A 15275-nucleotide genomic window follows, 5' to 3' on the forward strand; every position below is an offset into this window, starting at 1 on the left:
CCCACCTGCTCTCTTTTTGCAGAGTCTGCATCTTTGCGTACCATGCAACCATGACGGAGGGGAACCCGGCGGGGGTCGGGCTGCGTGAGCGCAAGAAGCGGGCGACCCGCGCCGCCCTGGTGGCGGCCGCGGTGCGGCTCGCCGCGGAGCACGGGGCGGAGCACGTCACCGTCGACGCGATCAGCGAGGCAGCCGGGGTCTCCGCGCGGACGTTCTTCAACTACTTCGACGCCCGTGACGACGTCTTCGTCATGATCGGCGCCGACGCCAGTGCAAGGGTCCGGCAGGCCGTGCTGGCCGCGCCCGCCGCGCTGTCCCCGCTGGAGGCGCTGCGCGACGCCGTGGCGAGCGAGCTGGCGGAGATCGAGCAGCAGCAGGAACTGTGGCGCCTGCACGCCGAGGTGCTGCGCCGCTCACCACACCTGCTCGCGCGCAGCCTCGGCGCCCACATGGCCGACGAGCTCGCCCTGGCCGAGACGCTCGCCGAGCGCATCGGCGCAGGCTCGCCGCTCTTCGCCGGGGACCGTGCCGGGCTCGGCTCACCGGACGACGAACGCAGGAGGCGGGCGCTGGGTCTCTACCCCCGTCTGCTCGCCGCCGTGGGCATCGCGGCCGTCCGGGTCGCCGTCGAGCACTGGTGCGTCCGGCAGGACGAACTCGCCTTCGTTGACGTCTTGCGGGAGACGTTCGAACAACTGGCGGCGGGGCTTCCGGCTCCGTCGCAGGCGGAATCGGCCGGTCCGGCGGACCGGTAGGCAGCCGCTCATCCCTCCAGGGCCCGGGTCCGTCCGTCCGTCCCGGTCCTTCTCCCTGACTCTGTGACTCCGTGAAAGAGATGATGTGAATTCTTCAGCGGCGCCCGTAGAGGCGTCACCGTCCGCCATGTCCAACCGGCAGATACTCCAGGCCATGTCGGGACTGATGGCGGGCATGTTCGTCGCCATCCTGGCCGGCACCGTGGTGTCCAACGCGCTGCCCCGGATCATCGCCGACCTCGGGGCCAGCCAGTCCTCCTACACCTGGGTCGTCACCGCCGAACTGCTGGCCATGACGGCGACCGTGCCGCTGTGGGGCAAGCTGTCCGACCTGTACAACAAGAAACTGCTGCTCCAGCTCTCCCTGGGCCTGTTCGTCGTCGGGTCGCTGCTGGCGGGCTTCTCCCAGGACGTGGGCCTGCTCATCTTCAGCCGGGTGGCCCAGGGCATCGGCGCCGGCGGTCTCACGGCGCTCGCGCAGGTCGTGATGGCGGCCATCATCCCGCCGCGCAGGCTGGGCAAGTACGCGGGAATCTTCGGCGCCGTGTTCGCCGTGGGCACCGTGGCCGGTCCGCTGATCGGCGGCGTCCTGGTGGACACCTCGTGGCTCGGCTGGCGCTGGTGCTTCTTCATCGGCGTGCCCTTCGCCCTGCTCGCCATCGCCCTGCTCCAGCGCACGCTGCACCTGCCCACCGTCCGCCGCGAGGCGAAGATCGACTACCTGGGTGCCTTCCTGATCGTCGCGGGTGTCTGCGCGCTGCTGATCTGGGTCACGCTCGCCGGGAACGAGTTCGACTGGGCGTCGTGGCAGACCGCCGCCCTGACCGGCGGGGGAGTGGTGCTGCTGGCCCTCGCGGTCGCCGTCGAGGCGAAGGTCGCCGAGCCGGTCATCCCGCTCGGCATCTTCCGCAACCGGACGGTGGCGCTGACCACTCTGGCGAGCCTGTTCGTCGGTGTGGCCATGTTCGGCGGCACGGTCTTCCTGTCGCAGTACTTCCAGGTGTCGCTCGGCAAGTCCCCGACGATGGCGGGTCTGATGAGCCTGCCCATGATCCTGGGCCTGCTGGTGTCCTCCACCGTCGCGGGGCAGATCATCAGCGCGACCGGACGGTGGAAGGTGTACCTCGTCGGGGGCGGCGTCACCATGACTGTCGGTCTCGGACTGCTCTCCACCATCGGGCCGGACACCCACTTCGGTCTCCTCAGCGTCTACATGGCGGTCATGGGCATCGGCGTCGGCATGCTGATGCAGAACCTGGTGCTGGCCGCGCAGAACGACGTCCCGGCGGCCGAACTGGGCGCGGCAACCTCGGTGTTGTCCTTCTTCCGCAGCATGGGCGGCACCATCGGGACCAGCGTGCTCGGCGCGATCCTGGCCAACCGCGTCGCCTCCGAGATGACCAAGAGCCTGAAGGACGCGGGTGGTGCCGCCGAGGGCGGAGGGCAGGCCGGGCACGGGGGAGTGCCCGACATGACCGCCCTGCCGGCACCGATGCGGGAGATGGTGGAACACGCCTACGGCGTCGCCACCGCCGAACTCTTCCTCGTCGCCACTCCCTTCGCGGCACTCGCGCTGGTCGCCGTGCTGTTCATCAAGGAGAAGGCGCTGAAGAACACCAGTGGCATGGAGCGGCTCTCCGAGGAGTCGGCGAAGGCCGGCAAGGCAGGCGCGGGCGGCACGCTCCCGCGCGTCGACGCCGACGCCTGACGGGGCGCCGGGCCGCCGGCGGGGGCACGTGTCCCCGCCGGCGGCTCAGGCCACGGCAGGGGTGTAGTGGGAGGCGTCGTCACCTTCGAGGACGTGACTGAGGGTGCCGTCGACGCCGGCGGGGACGTCGCCCGCGACCGTCACCCGGTGCAGCAGGCGTGGCAGGTCGCCGTAGTCGTCGGGGGCGTAGTGCTGGGTGATGCGGTTGTCGAACAGGACCAGGTCGCCCGGCGTCAAGGCCACCCGCACGATGTTCTCCGGGCGGGTGACGTACGACTGGAAGATGCGCAGCAGGTCACGGGATTCGGACGAGCCCAGACCGACGATGCTCTGGGCGAAACCGCCGATGAACAGGCCCCGCTCCCCGGTCTCCGGGTGGACCCGGACGATCGGGTGGACGGTGCGGTACGTGCGCGAGACGAACCGCTTGCGGTACTCGGCCGCCTTTTCGCTCTTCGGGGCCGCGTAGTCATAGGCGTTGGTGTGCACGGCCCACAGCCGGTCCGCCAGCTCGCGCAGCGGCTCGGGCAGATCCCGGTACGCGGCGGCCGAGTTGGCGATCAGGGTGTTGCCGCCGTAGGGCGGGACGACGATGCCGCGCAGCGTGGACGCCTTCGGAGGCGTGCGGACGAACGTGACGTCCGTGTGCCACACGTTGGAGCGGATGCCCTCGTCGGCGTCGACGGGCAGGACCCGGGGCTGCCCGTCGACGGAGGGCACGGTGGGGTGGGCGGTGGTGAGCTCGCCGAAGAGGGAGGCGAAGCGGAGCTGACCCGCGTCGTCGAGGTGCTGGTCGCGGAAGAGGAGCGCCTTGTGCTCCAGGAGCGCGGAGTTGATCTCGGAGACGAGGGCGGGTTCGAGGTCGCCGGAGAGATCCACGCCGAGGATCTCGGCGCCGATACGCCCGCCGATCCTGCGGACGTCGAAGCCGGTGCTGGTGGTCATGTACGGGGTCCTTTCCTGCGGGTCCGTCAGACGCGGTCCGTCAGACGGGGAGCACGAACGGCGGGTGGGCACCGTTGAGGAAGTAGTCCCCGACATCGCGGAGCCGGTGGGCCACGGGTTCGTACAGGGTGTGGGTCCTGGCGTTGCGCCAGAAGCGGTCGAAGCCCAGCCGTGAGGACGCGGAACGGGCACCGATGATGTCGAGGGCACGGGCGGTGGACTCCTGCGCGGCCCTGGACGCTGCGGCTTCGGCCATGGCGACCAGGACGGAGATCTCCGCGCACTCGTCGTAGCCGAGGTCCTCACCACGGGCCAGCCCGTCGTGCACGGCGTCCCGCGCCTGGTCGGCGAGGGCGGACGCGGAGCGGGTGAGCACGGTGAGCTCCCCGTACACGGTCAGCACCTGCGGGTCCTGAGGTGAGCCGACCGGCCAGTCCGGGTGCCAGAGGGACCGGCCGGTCCTGCTGTACTCGCGGGCCTCCGCGAGCACTCCCTCCGCCATGCCGAGACGCAGCTGCACCGAAAGGAGCCGCCCGACCGGCGACACCAGAGCGGTCAGGGGTGACAGGACGTCCTCGTCCGCGGCCAGTGAGCCCAGGACGTCGTCGGCGGCGATCGGCACGGCGTCGAACTCCACGCTTCCGCCGGCCGCGAGCCGTTGCCCGAACGGGTCGGCGTCGCCGTCGACCACCACGCCCGGGAGTGCGGGATCGACCACGACGGCGAGTGGTTCGCCGGTATCGGCCCGCACCGCCCGCACGGCGAGGCGGTCGGCGACCAGGACGCCGGCGGCGAAGCTCTGACGGCCGGTCAGTACATGGTCCTGCCCGTCCCAGACCAGCGTCAGAGCCGGCTCCTGACGCGCCAGACCGCCACCCCAGCACCACTCCTGAGCGGCGGACCGCTGCTCCAGCCGGGCGGCGAGAGCGGGCTCGGTGAAGAACCGGGCGCTCCATGACATGAAGTAGTGGCAGCCGAGGAGTTGGCCTATCGCGCCGTCGGCCGCGGCGATCTCCCGGACCACCGCGTACGCCGTCGGCCAGTCCGCCCCGCCACCCCCGAGCCCGGCCGGTACCAGGAGTGTCAGCAGCCCCGACTCGCGCAGCCGGGACACCTCGTCGAACGGGGGCTTGCCCGCCTGGTCCCTGGCCACCGCGTCCGTGGCCAGGTCGTCCGCGGTCTCGCGGGCCACGCGCAGCCAGTGAGCAGTCCCGGGCCCGGTCCGGTCCGATTCCGCGTCGGAGCCGGACGGCGCAGGGGCAACGCCCATGGCAGAGGTCTCCTCAAGTCGATGTCTGAGGCACGCACATCATCCTGTGCGGCGCCGCCGACCCTCGTCAATGCTTTCCTAGTAATTCTATAGGAAAACTAGGGAACCCAGGTGTGGGAGGGGCAGCCGGCGGATGCGGTCACAGCCTGACCGCATCGCGTGCCACGGTGATCGGGCAAGCCGCCCGGGCCTCTCGAACCACCGGCCGGCACACGACTCGAAGGCCGAGGTGCTCCCTTGACGGTTCTCGACGCCCGCGCGCTCAACCGCGCCACCCTCGCACGGCAGTTGCTCCTCGACCGCGCCGACCTGCCGGTCCTCGACGCCGTCGCGCACCTGTGCGGTCTGCAGGCGCAGGAACCCCAGGAACCGTTCATCGGACTCTGGTCCCGGCTACGGGCGTTCGACCCGGCGGTGCTGTCGGAACTGCTCACCGGGCGACGCGTGGTGCGGACCCATCTCATGCGCCGCACCGTCCACCTCGTCACCGCCGACGACCTCGTGGCCTGGCGGGCCCGCCACGACGCGATGCTGCGCCAGCGGGTGCTCGGCACGTACCGCCGCGAGCTGGAGGGCGTGGACCTCGGCGAACTCGCGGCGGCGGGGCGGGAGATCATGGCCGACGGCGAACCCCGCTCCATGGGCGACCTCGCACGAGCCGTCGCCGCCCGCTGGCCGGAGGCGGGGTCCCGGCCCCTGGGAGAAATGCTGGTCGCCGGCCTGCTCCCGATGGTGCAGCTGCCGCCGCGCGGACTGTGGCGCACGACGGCGGGGGTGCGCTACGCGCTGGTCTCCTCCTGGCTGGGGCGCGGGATCGACCCACCGGTCCCGGACGACTCCGATCCCGTCGGACAGACGCTGGTACGGCGTTACCTGGCCGCGTTCGGACCCGCCGCCTCGGCCGATCTGCGCGCCTGGTGCGGACTGGCGGGACTGCCCGCCGCGGTCTCCGCCCTGCGCGAGGAACTGGTCGCCTTCCGCGACGAGCGCGGCCGGGAACTGCTGGACCTTCCCGACGCGCCGCGCCCCGACCCCGGCACCCCCGCGCCGGTGCGGTTCCTGCCGGCGTTCGACAACGCGATCCTCGGCTACCACGACCGCGGCCGGATCATCGACGACGCCCACCGCGGCCTGTCGGTCGCAGGCGCCCGCGTCGTCCTGGTCGACGGCCGGGTCGCGGCGACCTGGACCGTCGAGGCGGACACCGTCCTGGTCACCCCGCTGCGCCGCTTCTCCCGGGCCGAGCGCGAGTCCGTCGCCGAGGAAGGGCGGGCGATGGCGTCCTTCCTGTCCGGTGACGCGAGCGACCGGGTACGGATCGCCGCGTCTTCCGGCTGAGCTCCACGCCGACAGGGGCACGGTTCAGGCGCACACTGGAAGGGTGCTGCCGGTGCTCACGAGGGGGTGTCGGCCGGTGGGAACCACAGAACGTATGACCGTGCGGTGGTGGCGGTGGCGGCGCAACGCGCTCAAACGGCGCATCGACGTCGTCGAAGCCTGGGTCGTGCTCGCCGGCTGGGTGTTCGCCCTGTTCGGCGGCGTGTGCGCGGGACTGATGGCGGCGGGCGCGGTCGAGCGGGCCGTCGAACGGCAGCGGGCGGAGAGCCGTCAGGTCTCCGCGGTCGCCGTCGCGGACGCGCCGGGCCCGTCACCGGCCCGCGCGGCGAGCGATCACCGGGTGTGGGCCAAGGTGCGGTGGACCGCGCCGGACGGCTCGACGCACACGGAGCAGGCGCGGGTGCCGCCCAGGACTCCGGCCGGGAGCACGATCCCCCTGTGGGTGAACAGGAGCGGTGACATCACGACCCCACCGGTGTCCGAGGGCGAGGCCTGGCTGCACACGACCGTGGGCGGCGGCCTGGCAGGAGCCCTCGCGGGCGCGATGGTGCTGGGCGCCGCCTGGCTGACCCGGCTGTCCCTGGACCGGCGGCGCATGGCCCAGTGGGACGCGGAATGGGAACGGATCGACACCCGCCGCGGCTGGAAGACGGGCTGACCGCACGCCGACAGCGACACGGACGGGGGCTTGCGCGGGGCGGACGCGGGAGACGCGGGCGCGCGTCGCTGACCGACGGAGCCTGACGTGCACCGGGCTACTGCCCGCCGGACAGGGAAGACGCGCCTATGGCCGCTGACCGACGGAGGCCTCCGGGCTCCGCGTGGCGGACGGGGAAGACGCGCCTGTGCGCGGCTGACCGACGGAGGCTGCCGCATGCCGGGTAGGGGAGTGCGGCTGTACGTCCCGCGGGCTCGTGGCGCCCTTGCACGGCGGTACGGGAGTGCAGCCGCACCCGTCAGCTCGCGGGGACCGGGCCGCGCTCCGCAGGTACACGCGGCCGCGCCAGGCAGGCGCCCCCCACATCAGTCCGCGCGGTCCCACGCGTGCGCGCCGCCGGCGTCGAGGTGATTGAGGGCGCGTGGACTCCTGGAAGTCGACCGCCCCCCGGGGCCCGTCACGCGCGGCCGACGATGTCCTGGTCGTCGAGGGTCTCGTGGGCGCCCGGTGGGGCAGGGGCCGATGCTGTGCCGGACGTCGTCCGCTTGCGGCGCAGTCGGCCGGTCAGGGCGGTCGCCACGGGCTCGGTGTAGCGCGCGGTCAGAGGACCGAGCAGGACCAGGATGAGGACGTACGCCGTGGCCAGCGGGCCGAGGGAGGGCTCGATGCCGGACGTGACGGCCAGCCCGGCGATGACGATGGAGAACTCGCCGCGGGCCACGAGCGTGCCGCCGGCGCGCCAGCGGCCCTTGGGCCCGATCCCGGCGCGGTGCGCGGCCCAGTAGCCGGTGGCGATCTTCGTCGCGGTGGTGACGGCAGCCAGGGCGAGGGCCGGAAGCAGTACGGGCGGGATGCTGGCGGGGTCCGTGTGCAGGCCGAAGAAGACGAAGAACACCGCGGCGAACAGGTCCCGCAGCGGCGCGAGCAGGCTCGTCGCACCCTCGGCGACCTCGCCGGACAGCGCGATGCCCACCAGGAAGGCACCCACGGCCGCGGACACCTGGAGCTGCTGCGCGAGCCCGGCGACGACCAGCGTCACGCCGAGCACCACCAGCAGCAGTTTCTCGGGGTCGTCGCTGGAGACGAAGCGGGACACATGACGGCCGTAGCGCACGGCGAGGACGAGCACGACCGTGGCCACGCCCAGGGCGATGGCCAGCGTGACGGCGCCCGCGGCCAGACCCACCCCGGCCAGCAGGGCGGTGACGATCGGCAGGTAGACCGCCATGGAGAGGTCCTCGAGGACCAGGATGCTCAGGATGGCCGGGGTCTCACGGTTGCCGAGCCGCCCCAGCTCGCCCAGGACCCTGGCGATGACGCCGGAGGAGGAGACCCAGGTGACGCCGGCCAGTACGACGGCCGCGACCGGTCCCCAGCCGAGCAGCAGGGCGAGCACCGCACCGGGCAGGGCGTTGAGGACGGCGTCGACGACCCCGGCCGGGTAGTGGGTCCTGAGGTTGGAGACGAGGTCCGTGGCCGTGTACTCCAGGCCCAGCATGAGCAGCAGCAGGATGACGCCGATCTCGGCGCCGATGGCGACGAAGTCCTCGCTGGCGACCATCGGCAGCAGTCCGCCCTCGCCGAAGGCCAGCCCGGCCAGCAGGTAGAGCGGGATCGGCGAGAAGCTGAAGCGCCCGGCGAGGCGGCCGAGCAGCCCGAGCCCGAGGATGAGGCAGCCGAACTCGATCAGGAACACCGCGGAAGAGTGCATGGCGGGTCACTCCCGCCCGAGTATCGCGGCGGCAGCCTCCACGCCCTCGCGGGTCCCGATGACGATGAGCGTGTCGCCGCCGGCGAGCCGGAAGTCCGGCGTGGGGGAGGGGATCGCCTCGGCCCGGCGCAGCACCGCCACGATGGACGCGCCGGTGTCGGTGCGGATCCGGGACTCGCCCAGCAGCCGGCCGTTCCAGTGCGAGGTGCCGGACAGTTCGATCCGCTCGGCGACGAGCCCCAGGTCGGTCGTGGACAGCAGGTTCGGCGTGTGGTGCGCGGGCATCAGCGCGTCGATGAGCGTCGCCGCCTCCTCCGCCGTCAGACGCACCGACAGGTCGCAGGCGTCCGGGTCGTCCCTGCGGTAGGCGCTGATCGTCCGGTGGCCGTCGCGGTGGGCGACCACGGACAGCCGGCGGCTGTCCCGGGTCGTCAGGTCGTAGCGGACACCTATGCCCGGCAACGGCGTACTGCTGAGGCGTGGCGCGCTCATGTCTGTCCCCCTTCCGTCGGCGTGCGCGTGTGTGATGACTCCGCCTGTGGGGGGCCGCGCCCGGACAGCGTCCAGATCCCGGCCTGTGAGCTCATCCTAGGCGGCTGTGCGGGACCGCACCCGTCCTGCGTGTGCTACCTGGAGGGCGCCGGGACAGGGGATCCGGACGGGAAGGGAGTGGTCGTGGGCTGCCTCGCGGTCGCGCCCTCCACCTGCCGCACGGTGCCCGTCCCGGGCCGGGTGCCCGCGCCCGCGCCGACGGACAACTGGGACCAGGCTCCCAGCGCCAGAGCCACGGCCGCGGCGGTGGCGACGACCCGTCCCACACGCCGGACCTTCGCACGGCGGTCCAGGTCGCCCCAGGCCACGCGGACCCACAGGTCCTCCGGCTGCCACAGGTCACCGACGGCGTACGGGGGTTGGAGCCGCCGTCCGGCCGCCCGCTCCCGCGCGGAAGGCTCCCTGGGGGCGGAGGCGCGTATGGCGTGCTCGCTGTCCGTGAGGAACTTCTGCCACACGTCGTCCGGGATCGGGGGAGTGCCGTCCGGCTCGTCGGGCGTTCCCCGTCCGCCGCCCGGTCCTTCGCTGGTCACGTCCCGTCATCTCCTCTCCGCCCATCGGCCCGCAGCACTGCGCGACGCAAGATCAGTATGCCGTCCGGTGTGGGAGAGCGCCCCTTCACGGGGGCCGGTGAAGGGAGTCCGAGACCGAGTTGGTACCGCCGAGCGCGGGGCGGAGGGTGGAGCCGCCGTCGACCGGGAGCAGCCAAGTCGTCGTGGGAGTGCGACAAGGGGGCGGAGGCGCCTCGCGGCCTCCGCCCCACCCCGCCTCAGACGACGGCGGGTGCCGCCGGCAGGACGTGGTCGCCGATCTTGTCGGTGCTCAGGCAGAGCGAGCAGACGACCGCGTCGTGCGTCAGGCAGGCGGCCACGTCCGGCCGCTCGAACCGCTGTCGGCACACGTGGCATTCGTAGGTGACGGCGCTGGGGTTGCCGTCCTCGTCGAGCGGCGGCTCGGCGATGCCGTCGTCGGTGCGGCGCAGGTAGTACCTGCCCTTGGTGACCACGGCCATCAGCGGGGTGACGACGAACGCGATGACGGCGGCGGCGACGGGCGAGTACGGCTGGAGCGTGTCGCCCAGCCCGTGGAAGTACATGGCGATGGACAGTGCGGAGGCGGCGACGAAGGACACGACCCCGACCGGGTTGACGGCGTAGAGCATGCCGCGGCGGAACTCGGGGGCGTGCGGGGACAGCTTCAGCACGTACTTGTTGATGCCGATGTCGGTGGCCACGGTGACCACCCAGGCGATCGCGCAGTTCGAGTAGAAGCCCAGGATGCTGTTGAGGAAGCTGAACATGTCGGCTTCCATCAGGACGAGCGCGAAGCCGAGGTTGACCAGGACGAAGACCAGCCGGCCCGGGTAGCGCCGCGTGACGCGGGTGAAGGAGTTGGTCCAGGCGAGGGAGCCGGAGTACGCGTTCGTCACGTTGATCTTGATCTGGCTGATCACGACCAGGGCCACGGCCAGCGGAAGGACGAGCCAGGACGGCATCATCGCGTCGAAGGCGTGCTTGAACTGCTGGATCGGCTCGGGCGCGGCGGTGGGACCGACCTCGGCGATGATGTAGACCGCGAGGAACACGCCGATCGCCTGCTTCAGCGCGCCCAGCACCACCCAGCCCGGGCCGGCCATCACCACGGCGGTCCACCAACTGCGCTTGTTCGCCTCGGTCTTGGGCGGCATGAAGCGCAGGTAGTCGATCTGCTCGCCGATCTGCGCGATCAGCGACAGACACACGCCCGCGCCCAGCAGCACGGAGGCGGTGTTGACGCCGCCGTCCCCGTCGGTGCCCGCGTAGGCGAGGAAGCGGTCGACGGTCCCCGGGTCGGTGGCGACCAGGTACACCAGCGGGCCGACCATCAACAGCAGCCAGATCGGCGTGGTCCACACCTGGAGCTTGCTCAGCGCCGTCATGCCGTAGACGACCAGCGGGATCACCATGACCGTGGACACCAAGTAGCCCAGCCACAGCGGTAGTCCGAGGCCCAGCTTCAGGCCCTGGGCCATGATCGAGCCTTCGAGGGCGAAGAAGATGAAGGTGAAGCTGGCGAAGATGACACTGGTGAGGACCGAGCCGAAGTAGCCGAAGCCCGAGCCGCGCGTGATCAGGTCCAGGTCGATGTTGTAGCGGGCCCCGTAGTAGGCGAGCGGAAAGCCGGTCACGAAGATGACGACGGCGGCGACGGCGATCGCGAGCAGCGCGTTGCCGGTGCCGTGGGCCAGACCGATGCCGGCCCCGATGGAGAAGTCGGCCATGTAGGCGATGCCGCCGAGCGCGGTCGTCGCCACCACCATCGGGGTCCAGCGCCGGTAACTGCGTGGCGCGAAGCGGAGCGTGTAGTCCTCGAGGGTCTCCTTGACGGCCTGGTCGGCGCCCGGTGCTGCCTTCTGCGCGGGCTCCGGCTCGGTGACCTCGGCCAGTCGTGGCTCGGTACTCATGCCACGCCTCCTTGCTGCGGGTTGGGGACTGACAAGGCAGGCACGGTAGGCAGCGGTCGTTACCCCTAAATACTTCCTGCGTGAAGGGAGTGTTTCGGCAGGTGACGCGCGAGGGCCGAAGGCCGTTCTACGGCACCCCGAGTTCGAAGAGCACGTAGCCCGCGTACGACCCGGAGGCCAGCGCGGCCGTGCCCAGCACGGCGGCGAGGGACGGCCAGTGGAGCCGGCGCATGGCCAGGGCGAGCGGGATGAACAGCGGGAAGAGCGGGAGCAGATAGCGCGAGACGTTGCCGAAGATCTGCTGGGTGGCCATCACCATGAGGTACGAGAGAAGCGTGTAGACGACGAGCACGGCGGGCGGTCTCAGACGCAGCAGCAGCACGGTCAGCACCGGCACCGTCAGGACCACGCAGACACCGATGACGTCCAGGAAGGGCGACGCGAAGAGGTAGTCGAAGTGCCCGACCGGGATGGACGTCAGCACGTTGAACGAGTGGACTCCCCAGTCGAACTTGTGGGCCCAGGCACCGTCCTGGAGCTTGGAGTAGCCGTTGATGTCGCCCATGCGGTAGTTGACCCACGCCAGGTAGCCGAAGAGACCCAGCGGCGCGATCGCCACGGCGCCCAGCGGGCGCAGGACCCCGTCCGCACGCCGGCGCAGGGACAGCAGCGCGGCGACCGCGAGTGCGGCGACCAGCGCGGCGGCGGTCGGCCGGCACAGCCCGGCCGCGCAGGTCAGCAGCCCGGCGGTGAGCCAGCGTCGGGACATGACGGCGTGACAGGCCCATGCGGCGAGGGCCGTGTAGAGGGACTCCGAGTAGCCCGACCACTCCGTGCCCGAACCGGGCCAGACCGCCCACAGCCCGGCCGCGACCAGCCCGGCCCGGTGACCGCCCAGCCGTTGCGTCACGGCGTAGATGCCGAGCGCGGCGACGAACGACGCCACGACGGAGACCGTCATGCCGGCGCCGAACAGACCCAGTCCGGTGCACTCCGAGACCAGCCGCATCAGCGTCGGGTACAGCGGGAAGAACGCCGCAGAGTTGCCCTCCAGGGTGATCAGGCCCGTCGCCCCCGGGACCGGTTTCAGGGCCGGGTCGTAGCCGTGCTGGGCGATCTGCTGGTACCACCAGCCGTCCCAGCTGGCCAGGACGTCCCAGGGGTGTGCGCCGCCGCCGAAACGCGGGTTCTTCTTCCGGAAGTCGCCCGCGGAGTCCAGCAGGTACATGAAGACGGCGAAGCCGGCCAGCTTCAGCACGCCGTACGTCAGCAGCACGGGTCCGCAACGCACGACGGCCCCGCGCAGCCGTCGGCGGAACTCCCGGGGACCGGGCGGGACTTCGGGGGCGTCGTCGAGGCCGGACGGCGGTCGACGCAGCTCGACGGTGCTCATGAGGATCCTGTCGTACGGCGAGTGGGGCGGGCGTCGTGGCCGGGGAACACCCAGGCCCGCAAGAGGAGGAAGCGCAGCAGCGTCGCGGCCAGGTTGGCGGCGACGAGGGTCACGAGTTCGATCCGGTGGCCCGCCCCGGGAGCGGTCTGGTGGAGGGCGGCCAGCGAACCGCTGGTGAGCGACAGCCCGACCAGGAAGGCCGCGAGTCCCTTGAGGTGGTGGCGCAGGGCGCCGACGCGGCCCCGCACCCCGAAGGTGAGCCGCCGGTTGGCCGCGGTGTTGGCGACCGCACTGGCCAGCAGGGCCAGCGCGTTGGCGGCCTGGGCCCCCGCCGCCGGCCGGAAGGCGGTGTAGAGCAGCAGGTAGCACAGGGTGCTGGCGACTCCGACGGCGGCGAAGCGCACCACCTGCCGGGCCAGGCCCGCCGGCAGTTCGCCGTCGAGGTCGCCGCCGCTGCGGCGCAGCGCGGACAGCGGCAGCCGCCCGCAGGCCAGGGCCCGCCCCAGCCTGGCCATGCCGCGCAGGTCGGCCAGGGCCGTGGACAGGATGCGCACCCGGCTGTCCGGGTCGTCCACCCAGTCCACCGGCACCTCGTGGATCCGCAGCCCCGCGCGCTCGGCGATGACCAGCAACTCGGTGTCGAAGAACCACTCGCGGTCCTCCACCAGCGGCAGCAGCCGCTCGGCGACGTCCCGCCGCACCGCCTTGAACCCGCACTGCGCGTCCGAGAAACCCACGGCGAGCGTGCCGCGCAGCAGACCGTTGTAGCAGCGGGAGATGATCTCCCGCTTCGGTCCGCGCACCACCCGCGAACCGCGCGCCAGCCGGGTGCCGATGGCGATGTCCGAGTGACCGGAGATCAGCGGCGCGACCAGCGGCAGCAGCGCCGCGAGGTCCGTGGACAGGTCCACGTCGAGATACGCCAGCACCGGGGCGCCCGAGCGTGACCAGGCGGCGTGCAGCGCACGGCCGCGCCCCTTCTCGGCCAGCCGGATCCAGTCCGTGCCGGGCAGCTCCGCGGCCAGCCGCGCCGCGATGCGCGGCGTCCGGTCGGTGCTGGCGTTGTCGGCGATGGTGATCCGGAAGGAGTAGGGGAAGGTCTCGGCGAGATGCGCGTGCAGGCGCCGGACGCAGGGCTCCAGGTCGTTCTCCTCGTTGAACACGGGGACGACGACGTCGAGGACGGGATCCGGGTGGCGCGCGGACAGGGGCGCCCGGCGCGGCAGCGCGGACAGTTCGGTGGTCGGGCGGTCGAGCAGGGCCGGCCGCCGTGCGGTTCTCATGGCTGTTTCACGGTCTCTTTCTGGCGCCGGACGTTCGCGAGCGCCGGTTCCGGGCATGCCGAAGGCGCCCGTGGCGGTGGTGCGGTGACGGTGTTCGAGCGGTGACGGGTCCGGGGCGCTGACGCCGCCGACGGGAACGGCCGCTCAGGCGGCTACTCGGTGGCCGATGCGGAAGGCTCCTGTGTCTCCTCCAGGGCGGACGGCGGAGCCGTCGTGGGCGTCGGGGAAGGGGGCGGCGTGGGGGGCGCCGAGGTGGTGCGGCTGTCGGAGACCGTGGCCGTAGGGGTGGGGCTGGCCGTCGGGCTCGGGCTTCCGGATGGCGTGCTGCCGCCGGTCGTGGTCGCCGGCGCGGACGACTCCGGCTCGGTCGGCGTCGTACTGGGGTCCGGGGAGCCGGACGTGGGCCCGCTGTCCTGCGAGGGGGTCCGGCTCGTCGCGGGCTGTGGCCGGTGATCGGCGGGCTGGGCCCTGGTGAGCATGCTCGGCAGCAGGGCGAGCCCCACGCTGAGCCCGGCCACCGCCACGGCGGAACCGCCCGCCTTCCACAGCAGTCGCGCCCTGCGGCGGGAGCGGATGCCGGCGTGCAGCCGCCGCCGGTGTTCGGGCTCGTAGGGGGTGTGCTGCCGGGTGTCGCGTAGCAGCCGCGACAGGTCCCGCTCGAAGTCGTCCATCGCTTCTCCCTTCACCCCACGGGCCTGACGGCGTCGGACAGGATCTGGCGGAGCCGGGCGACTCCGCGTGACGCGTGGGACCGTGCCGTGCCCACCGGGCAACCCAGCGCCTGGGCGACCTGGGCCTCGGGCAGGTCCTCGTAGTAGCGCAGCACCACCGCGGCCCGCTGCTTGGGAGACAGCAGGGCCAGCGCGGCCTCCAGCCGCGAGCGTTCCGCCACGGTGGACGACACATCACCCGGCTCGGCCAGCTCCGGCAGCTGCTCCACCGGGCGCTCGCCCCACCAGCGCCGCTTCGCCGAGCGCGCCGCCATCCGCACCAGCACCGTGCGGACGTACGCCTCCGGCGCCTGTTCGGCCACCTTCGGCCAGGCGAACCACAGCTTCACCAGCGATTCCTGCACCAGGTCCTCGGCTCGCTGCCGGTCGCCGCCCGTCAGCAGCCGCGCGACATGGAGCAGCGCCGACCAACGGGCGGCCACGAACTCGTCGAAGCCGTCCGCCCGAACCTGCTCCATCCCCACCGTCCCGCGTCTCAGTGACCCCCT

At 72.2% G+C, this 15275-nt stretch carries 14 protein-coding genes; 4 read left to right on the plus strand and 10 right to left on the minus strand.

Going from position 1 to position 15275, the window contains the following annotated elements:
* The first annotated feature begins 50 nt into the window (after positions 1 to 50).
* Together ACZ3I3_RS33715 and ACZ3I3_RS33720 are read left to right on the plus strand one after the other, a co-directional pair.
* On the plus strand, positions 51 to 755 hold the full coding sequence (locus ACZ3I3_RS33715; RefSeq protein WP_467371241.1) for a TetR family transcriptional regulator: 705 nt from the start codon (positions 51 to 53) through the stop codon (positions 753 to 755).
* Between the two features lie 127 nt (positions 756 to 882).
* Positions 883 to 2463, plus strand: a complete 1581-nt coding sequence (locus ACZ3I3_RS33720) for an MDR family MFS transporter (protein ID WP_467371243.1) — start codon at positions 883 to 885, stop codon at positions 2461 to 2463.
* 45 nt (positions 2464 to 2508) lie between these two features.
* Here ACZ3I3_RS33720 and ACZ3I3_RS33725 read toward each other — a convergent pair whose 3' ends face one another.
* Complete coding sequence (locus ACZ3I3_RS33725) at positions 2509 to 3408, minus strand: TauD/TfdA dioxygenase family protein (RefSeq protein WP_467371245.1); 900 nt, start codon at positions 3406 to 3408, stop codon at positions 2509 to 2511.
* Between the two features lie 40 nt (positions 3409 to 3448).
* Positions 3449 to 4678: an acyl-CoA dehydrogenase family protein gene (locus ACZ3I3_RS33730; protein ID WP_467371247.1), complete on the minus strand. Its 1230-nt coding sequence runs from the start codon at positions 4676 to 4678 to the stop codon at positions 3449 to 3451.
* A gap of 237 nt (positions 4679 to 4915) precedes the next feature.
* Between ACZ3I3_RS33730 and ACZ3I3_RS33735 the strand changes: the two genes are divergently transcribed.
* Both ACZ3I3_RS33735 and ACZ3I3_RS33740 read left to right on the plus strand, forming a co-directional pair.
* A complete protein-coding gene (locus ACZ3I3_RS33735) occupies positions 4916 to 6016 on the plus strand; it encodes a winged helix DNA-binding domain-containing protein (protein ID WP_467371249.1) in 1101 nt (366 codons plus the stop codon).
* Positions 6017 to 6092: 76 nt separating this feature from the next.
* On the plus strand, positions 6093 to 6674 hold the full coding sequence (locus ACZ3I3_RS33740) for an Rv1733c family protein (protein ID WP_467371251.1): 582 nt from the start codon (positions 6093 to 6095) through the stop codon (positions 6672 to 6674).
* A 457-nt stretch (positions 6675 to 7131) separates the two neighbouring features.
* Here ACZ3I3_RS33740 and ACZ3I3_RS33745 read toward each other — a convergent pair whose 3' ends face one another.
* The 8 genes from ACZ3I3_RS33745 to ACZ3I3_RS33780 form a co-directional block, all read right to left on the minus strand.
* Positions 7132 to 8385 (minus strand): cation:proton antiporter, encoded by a 1254-nt coding sequence (locus ACZ3I3_RS33745; RefSeq protein ID WP_467371253.1) that lies wholly within the window; start codon positions 8383 to 8385, stop codon positions 7132 to 7134.
* Positions 8386 to 8391: 6 nt separating this feature from the next.
* Positions 8392 to 8877 carry a cation:proton antiporter regulatory subunit gene (locus ACZ3I3_RS33750; protein WP_467371255.1) on the minus strand — a complete coding sequence of 162 codons (486 nt, stop codon included), beginning with the start codon at positions 8875 to 8877 and terminating at the stop codon, positions 8392 to 8394.
* A gap of 134 nt (positions 8878 to 9011) precedes the next feature.
* Positions 9012 to 9470 (minus strand): hypothetical protein, encoded by a 459-nt coding sequence (locus ACZ3I3_RS33755; RefSeq protein ID WP_467371257.1) that lies wholly within the window; start codon positions 9468 to 9470, stop codon positions 9012 to 9014.
* Between the two features lie 236 nt (positions 9471 to 9706).
* Positions 9707 to 11380, minus strand: coding sequence for a purine-cytosine permease family protein (locus tag ACZ3I3_RS33760; protein ID WP_467371258.1), 1674 nt, complete (start codon positions 11378 to 11380; stop codon positions 9707 to 9709).
* A 127-nt stretch (positions 11381 to 11507) separates the two neighbouring features.
* Positions 11508 to 12773 (minus strand): hypothetical protein, encoded by a 1266-nt coding sequence (locus ACZ3I3_RS33765; protein ID WP_467371260.1) that lies wholly within the window; start codon positions 12771 to 12773, stop codon positions 11508 to 11510.
* Positions 12770 to 14056, minus strand: coding sequence for a bifunctional glycosyltransferase family 2/GtrA family protein (locus tag ACZ3I3_RS33770; protein ID WP_467371262.1), 1287 nt, complete (start codon positions 14054 to 14056; stop codon positions 12770 to 12772). Before ACZ3I3_RS33770 ends, ACZ3I3_RS33765 begins: the two co-directional genes overlap by 4 nt.
* 152 nt (positions 14057 to 14208) lie before the next feature.
* Complete coding sequence (locus ACZ3I3_RS33775; RefSeq protein ID WP_467371264.1) at positions 14209 to 14727, minus strand: cellulase; 519 nt, start codon at positions 14725 to 14727, stop codon at positions 14209 to 14211.
* Between the two features lie 11 nt (positions 14728 to 14738).
* Positions 14739 to 15245, minus strand: coding sequence for a SigE family RNA polymerase sigma factor (locus ACZ3I3_RS33780; protein WP_467371266.1), 507 nt, complete (start codon positions 15243 to 15245; stop codon positions 14739 to 14741).
* Between the last annotated feature and the right edge of the window lie 30 nt (positions 15246 to 15275).

The organism is Streptomyces sp. NPDC016851, assembly GCF_055562795.1.

Excerpts from the sequence above, each read along its gene's own strand:
- ACZ3I3_RS33760 (WP_467371258.1), bottom strand. The coding sequence starts at position 11,380 with ATGAGTACCGAGCCACGACTGGCCGAGGTCACCGAGCCGGAGCCCGCG.
- ACZ3I3_RS33730 (WP_467371247.1), bottom strand. The coding sequence starts at position 4,678 with ATGGGCGTTGCCCCTGCGCCGTCCGGCTCCGACGCGGAATCGGACCGG.
- ACZ3I3_RS33745 (WP_467371253.1), bottom strand. The coding sequence starts at position 8,385 with ATGCACTCTTCCGCGGTGTTCCTGATCGAGTTCGGCTGCCTCATCCTC.
- ACZ3I3_RS33720 (WP_467371243.1), top strand. The coding sequence starts at position 883 with ATGTCCAACCGGCAGATACTCCAGGCCATGTCGGGACTGATGGCGGGC.
- ACZ3I3_RS33770 (WP_467371262.1), bottom strand. The coding sequence starts at position 14,056 with ATGAGAACCGCACGGCGGCCGGCCCTGCTCGACCGCCCGACCACCGAA.
- ACZ3I3_RS33765 (WP_467371260.1), bottom strand. The coding sequence starts at position 12,773 with ATGAGCACCGTCGAGCTGCGTCGACCGCCGTCCGGCCTCGACGACGCC.
- ACZ3I3_RS33715 (WP_467371241.1), top strand. The coding sequence starts at position 51 with ATGACGGAGGGGAACCCGGCGGGGGTCGGGCTGCGTGAGCGCAAGAAG.
- ACZ3I3_RS33750 (WP_467371255.1), bottom strand. The coding sequence starts at position 8,877 with ATGAGCGCGCCACGCCTCAGCAGTACGCCGTTGCCGGGCATAGGTGTC.
- ACZ3I3_RS33775 (WP_467371264.1), bottom strand. The coding sequence starts at position 14,727 with ATGGACGACTTCGAGCGGGACCTGTCGCGGCTGCTACGCGACACCCGG.
- ACZ3I3_RS33780 (WP_467371266.1), bottom strand. The coding sequence starts at position 15,245 with ATGGAGCAGGTTCGGGCGGACGGCTTCGACGAGTTCGTGGCCGCCCGT.
- ACZ3I3_RS33725 (WP_467371245.1), bottom strand. The coding sequence starts at position 3,408 with ATGACCACCAGCACCGGCTTCGACGTCCGCAGGATCGGCGGGCGTATC.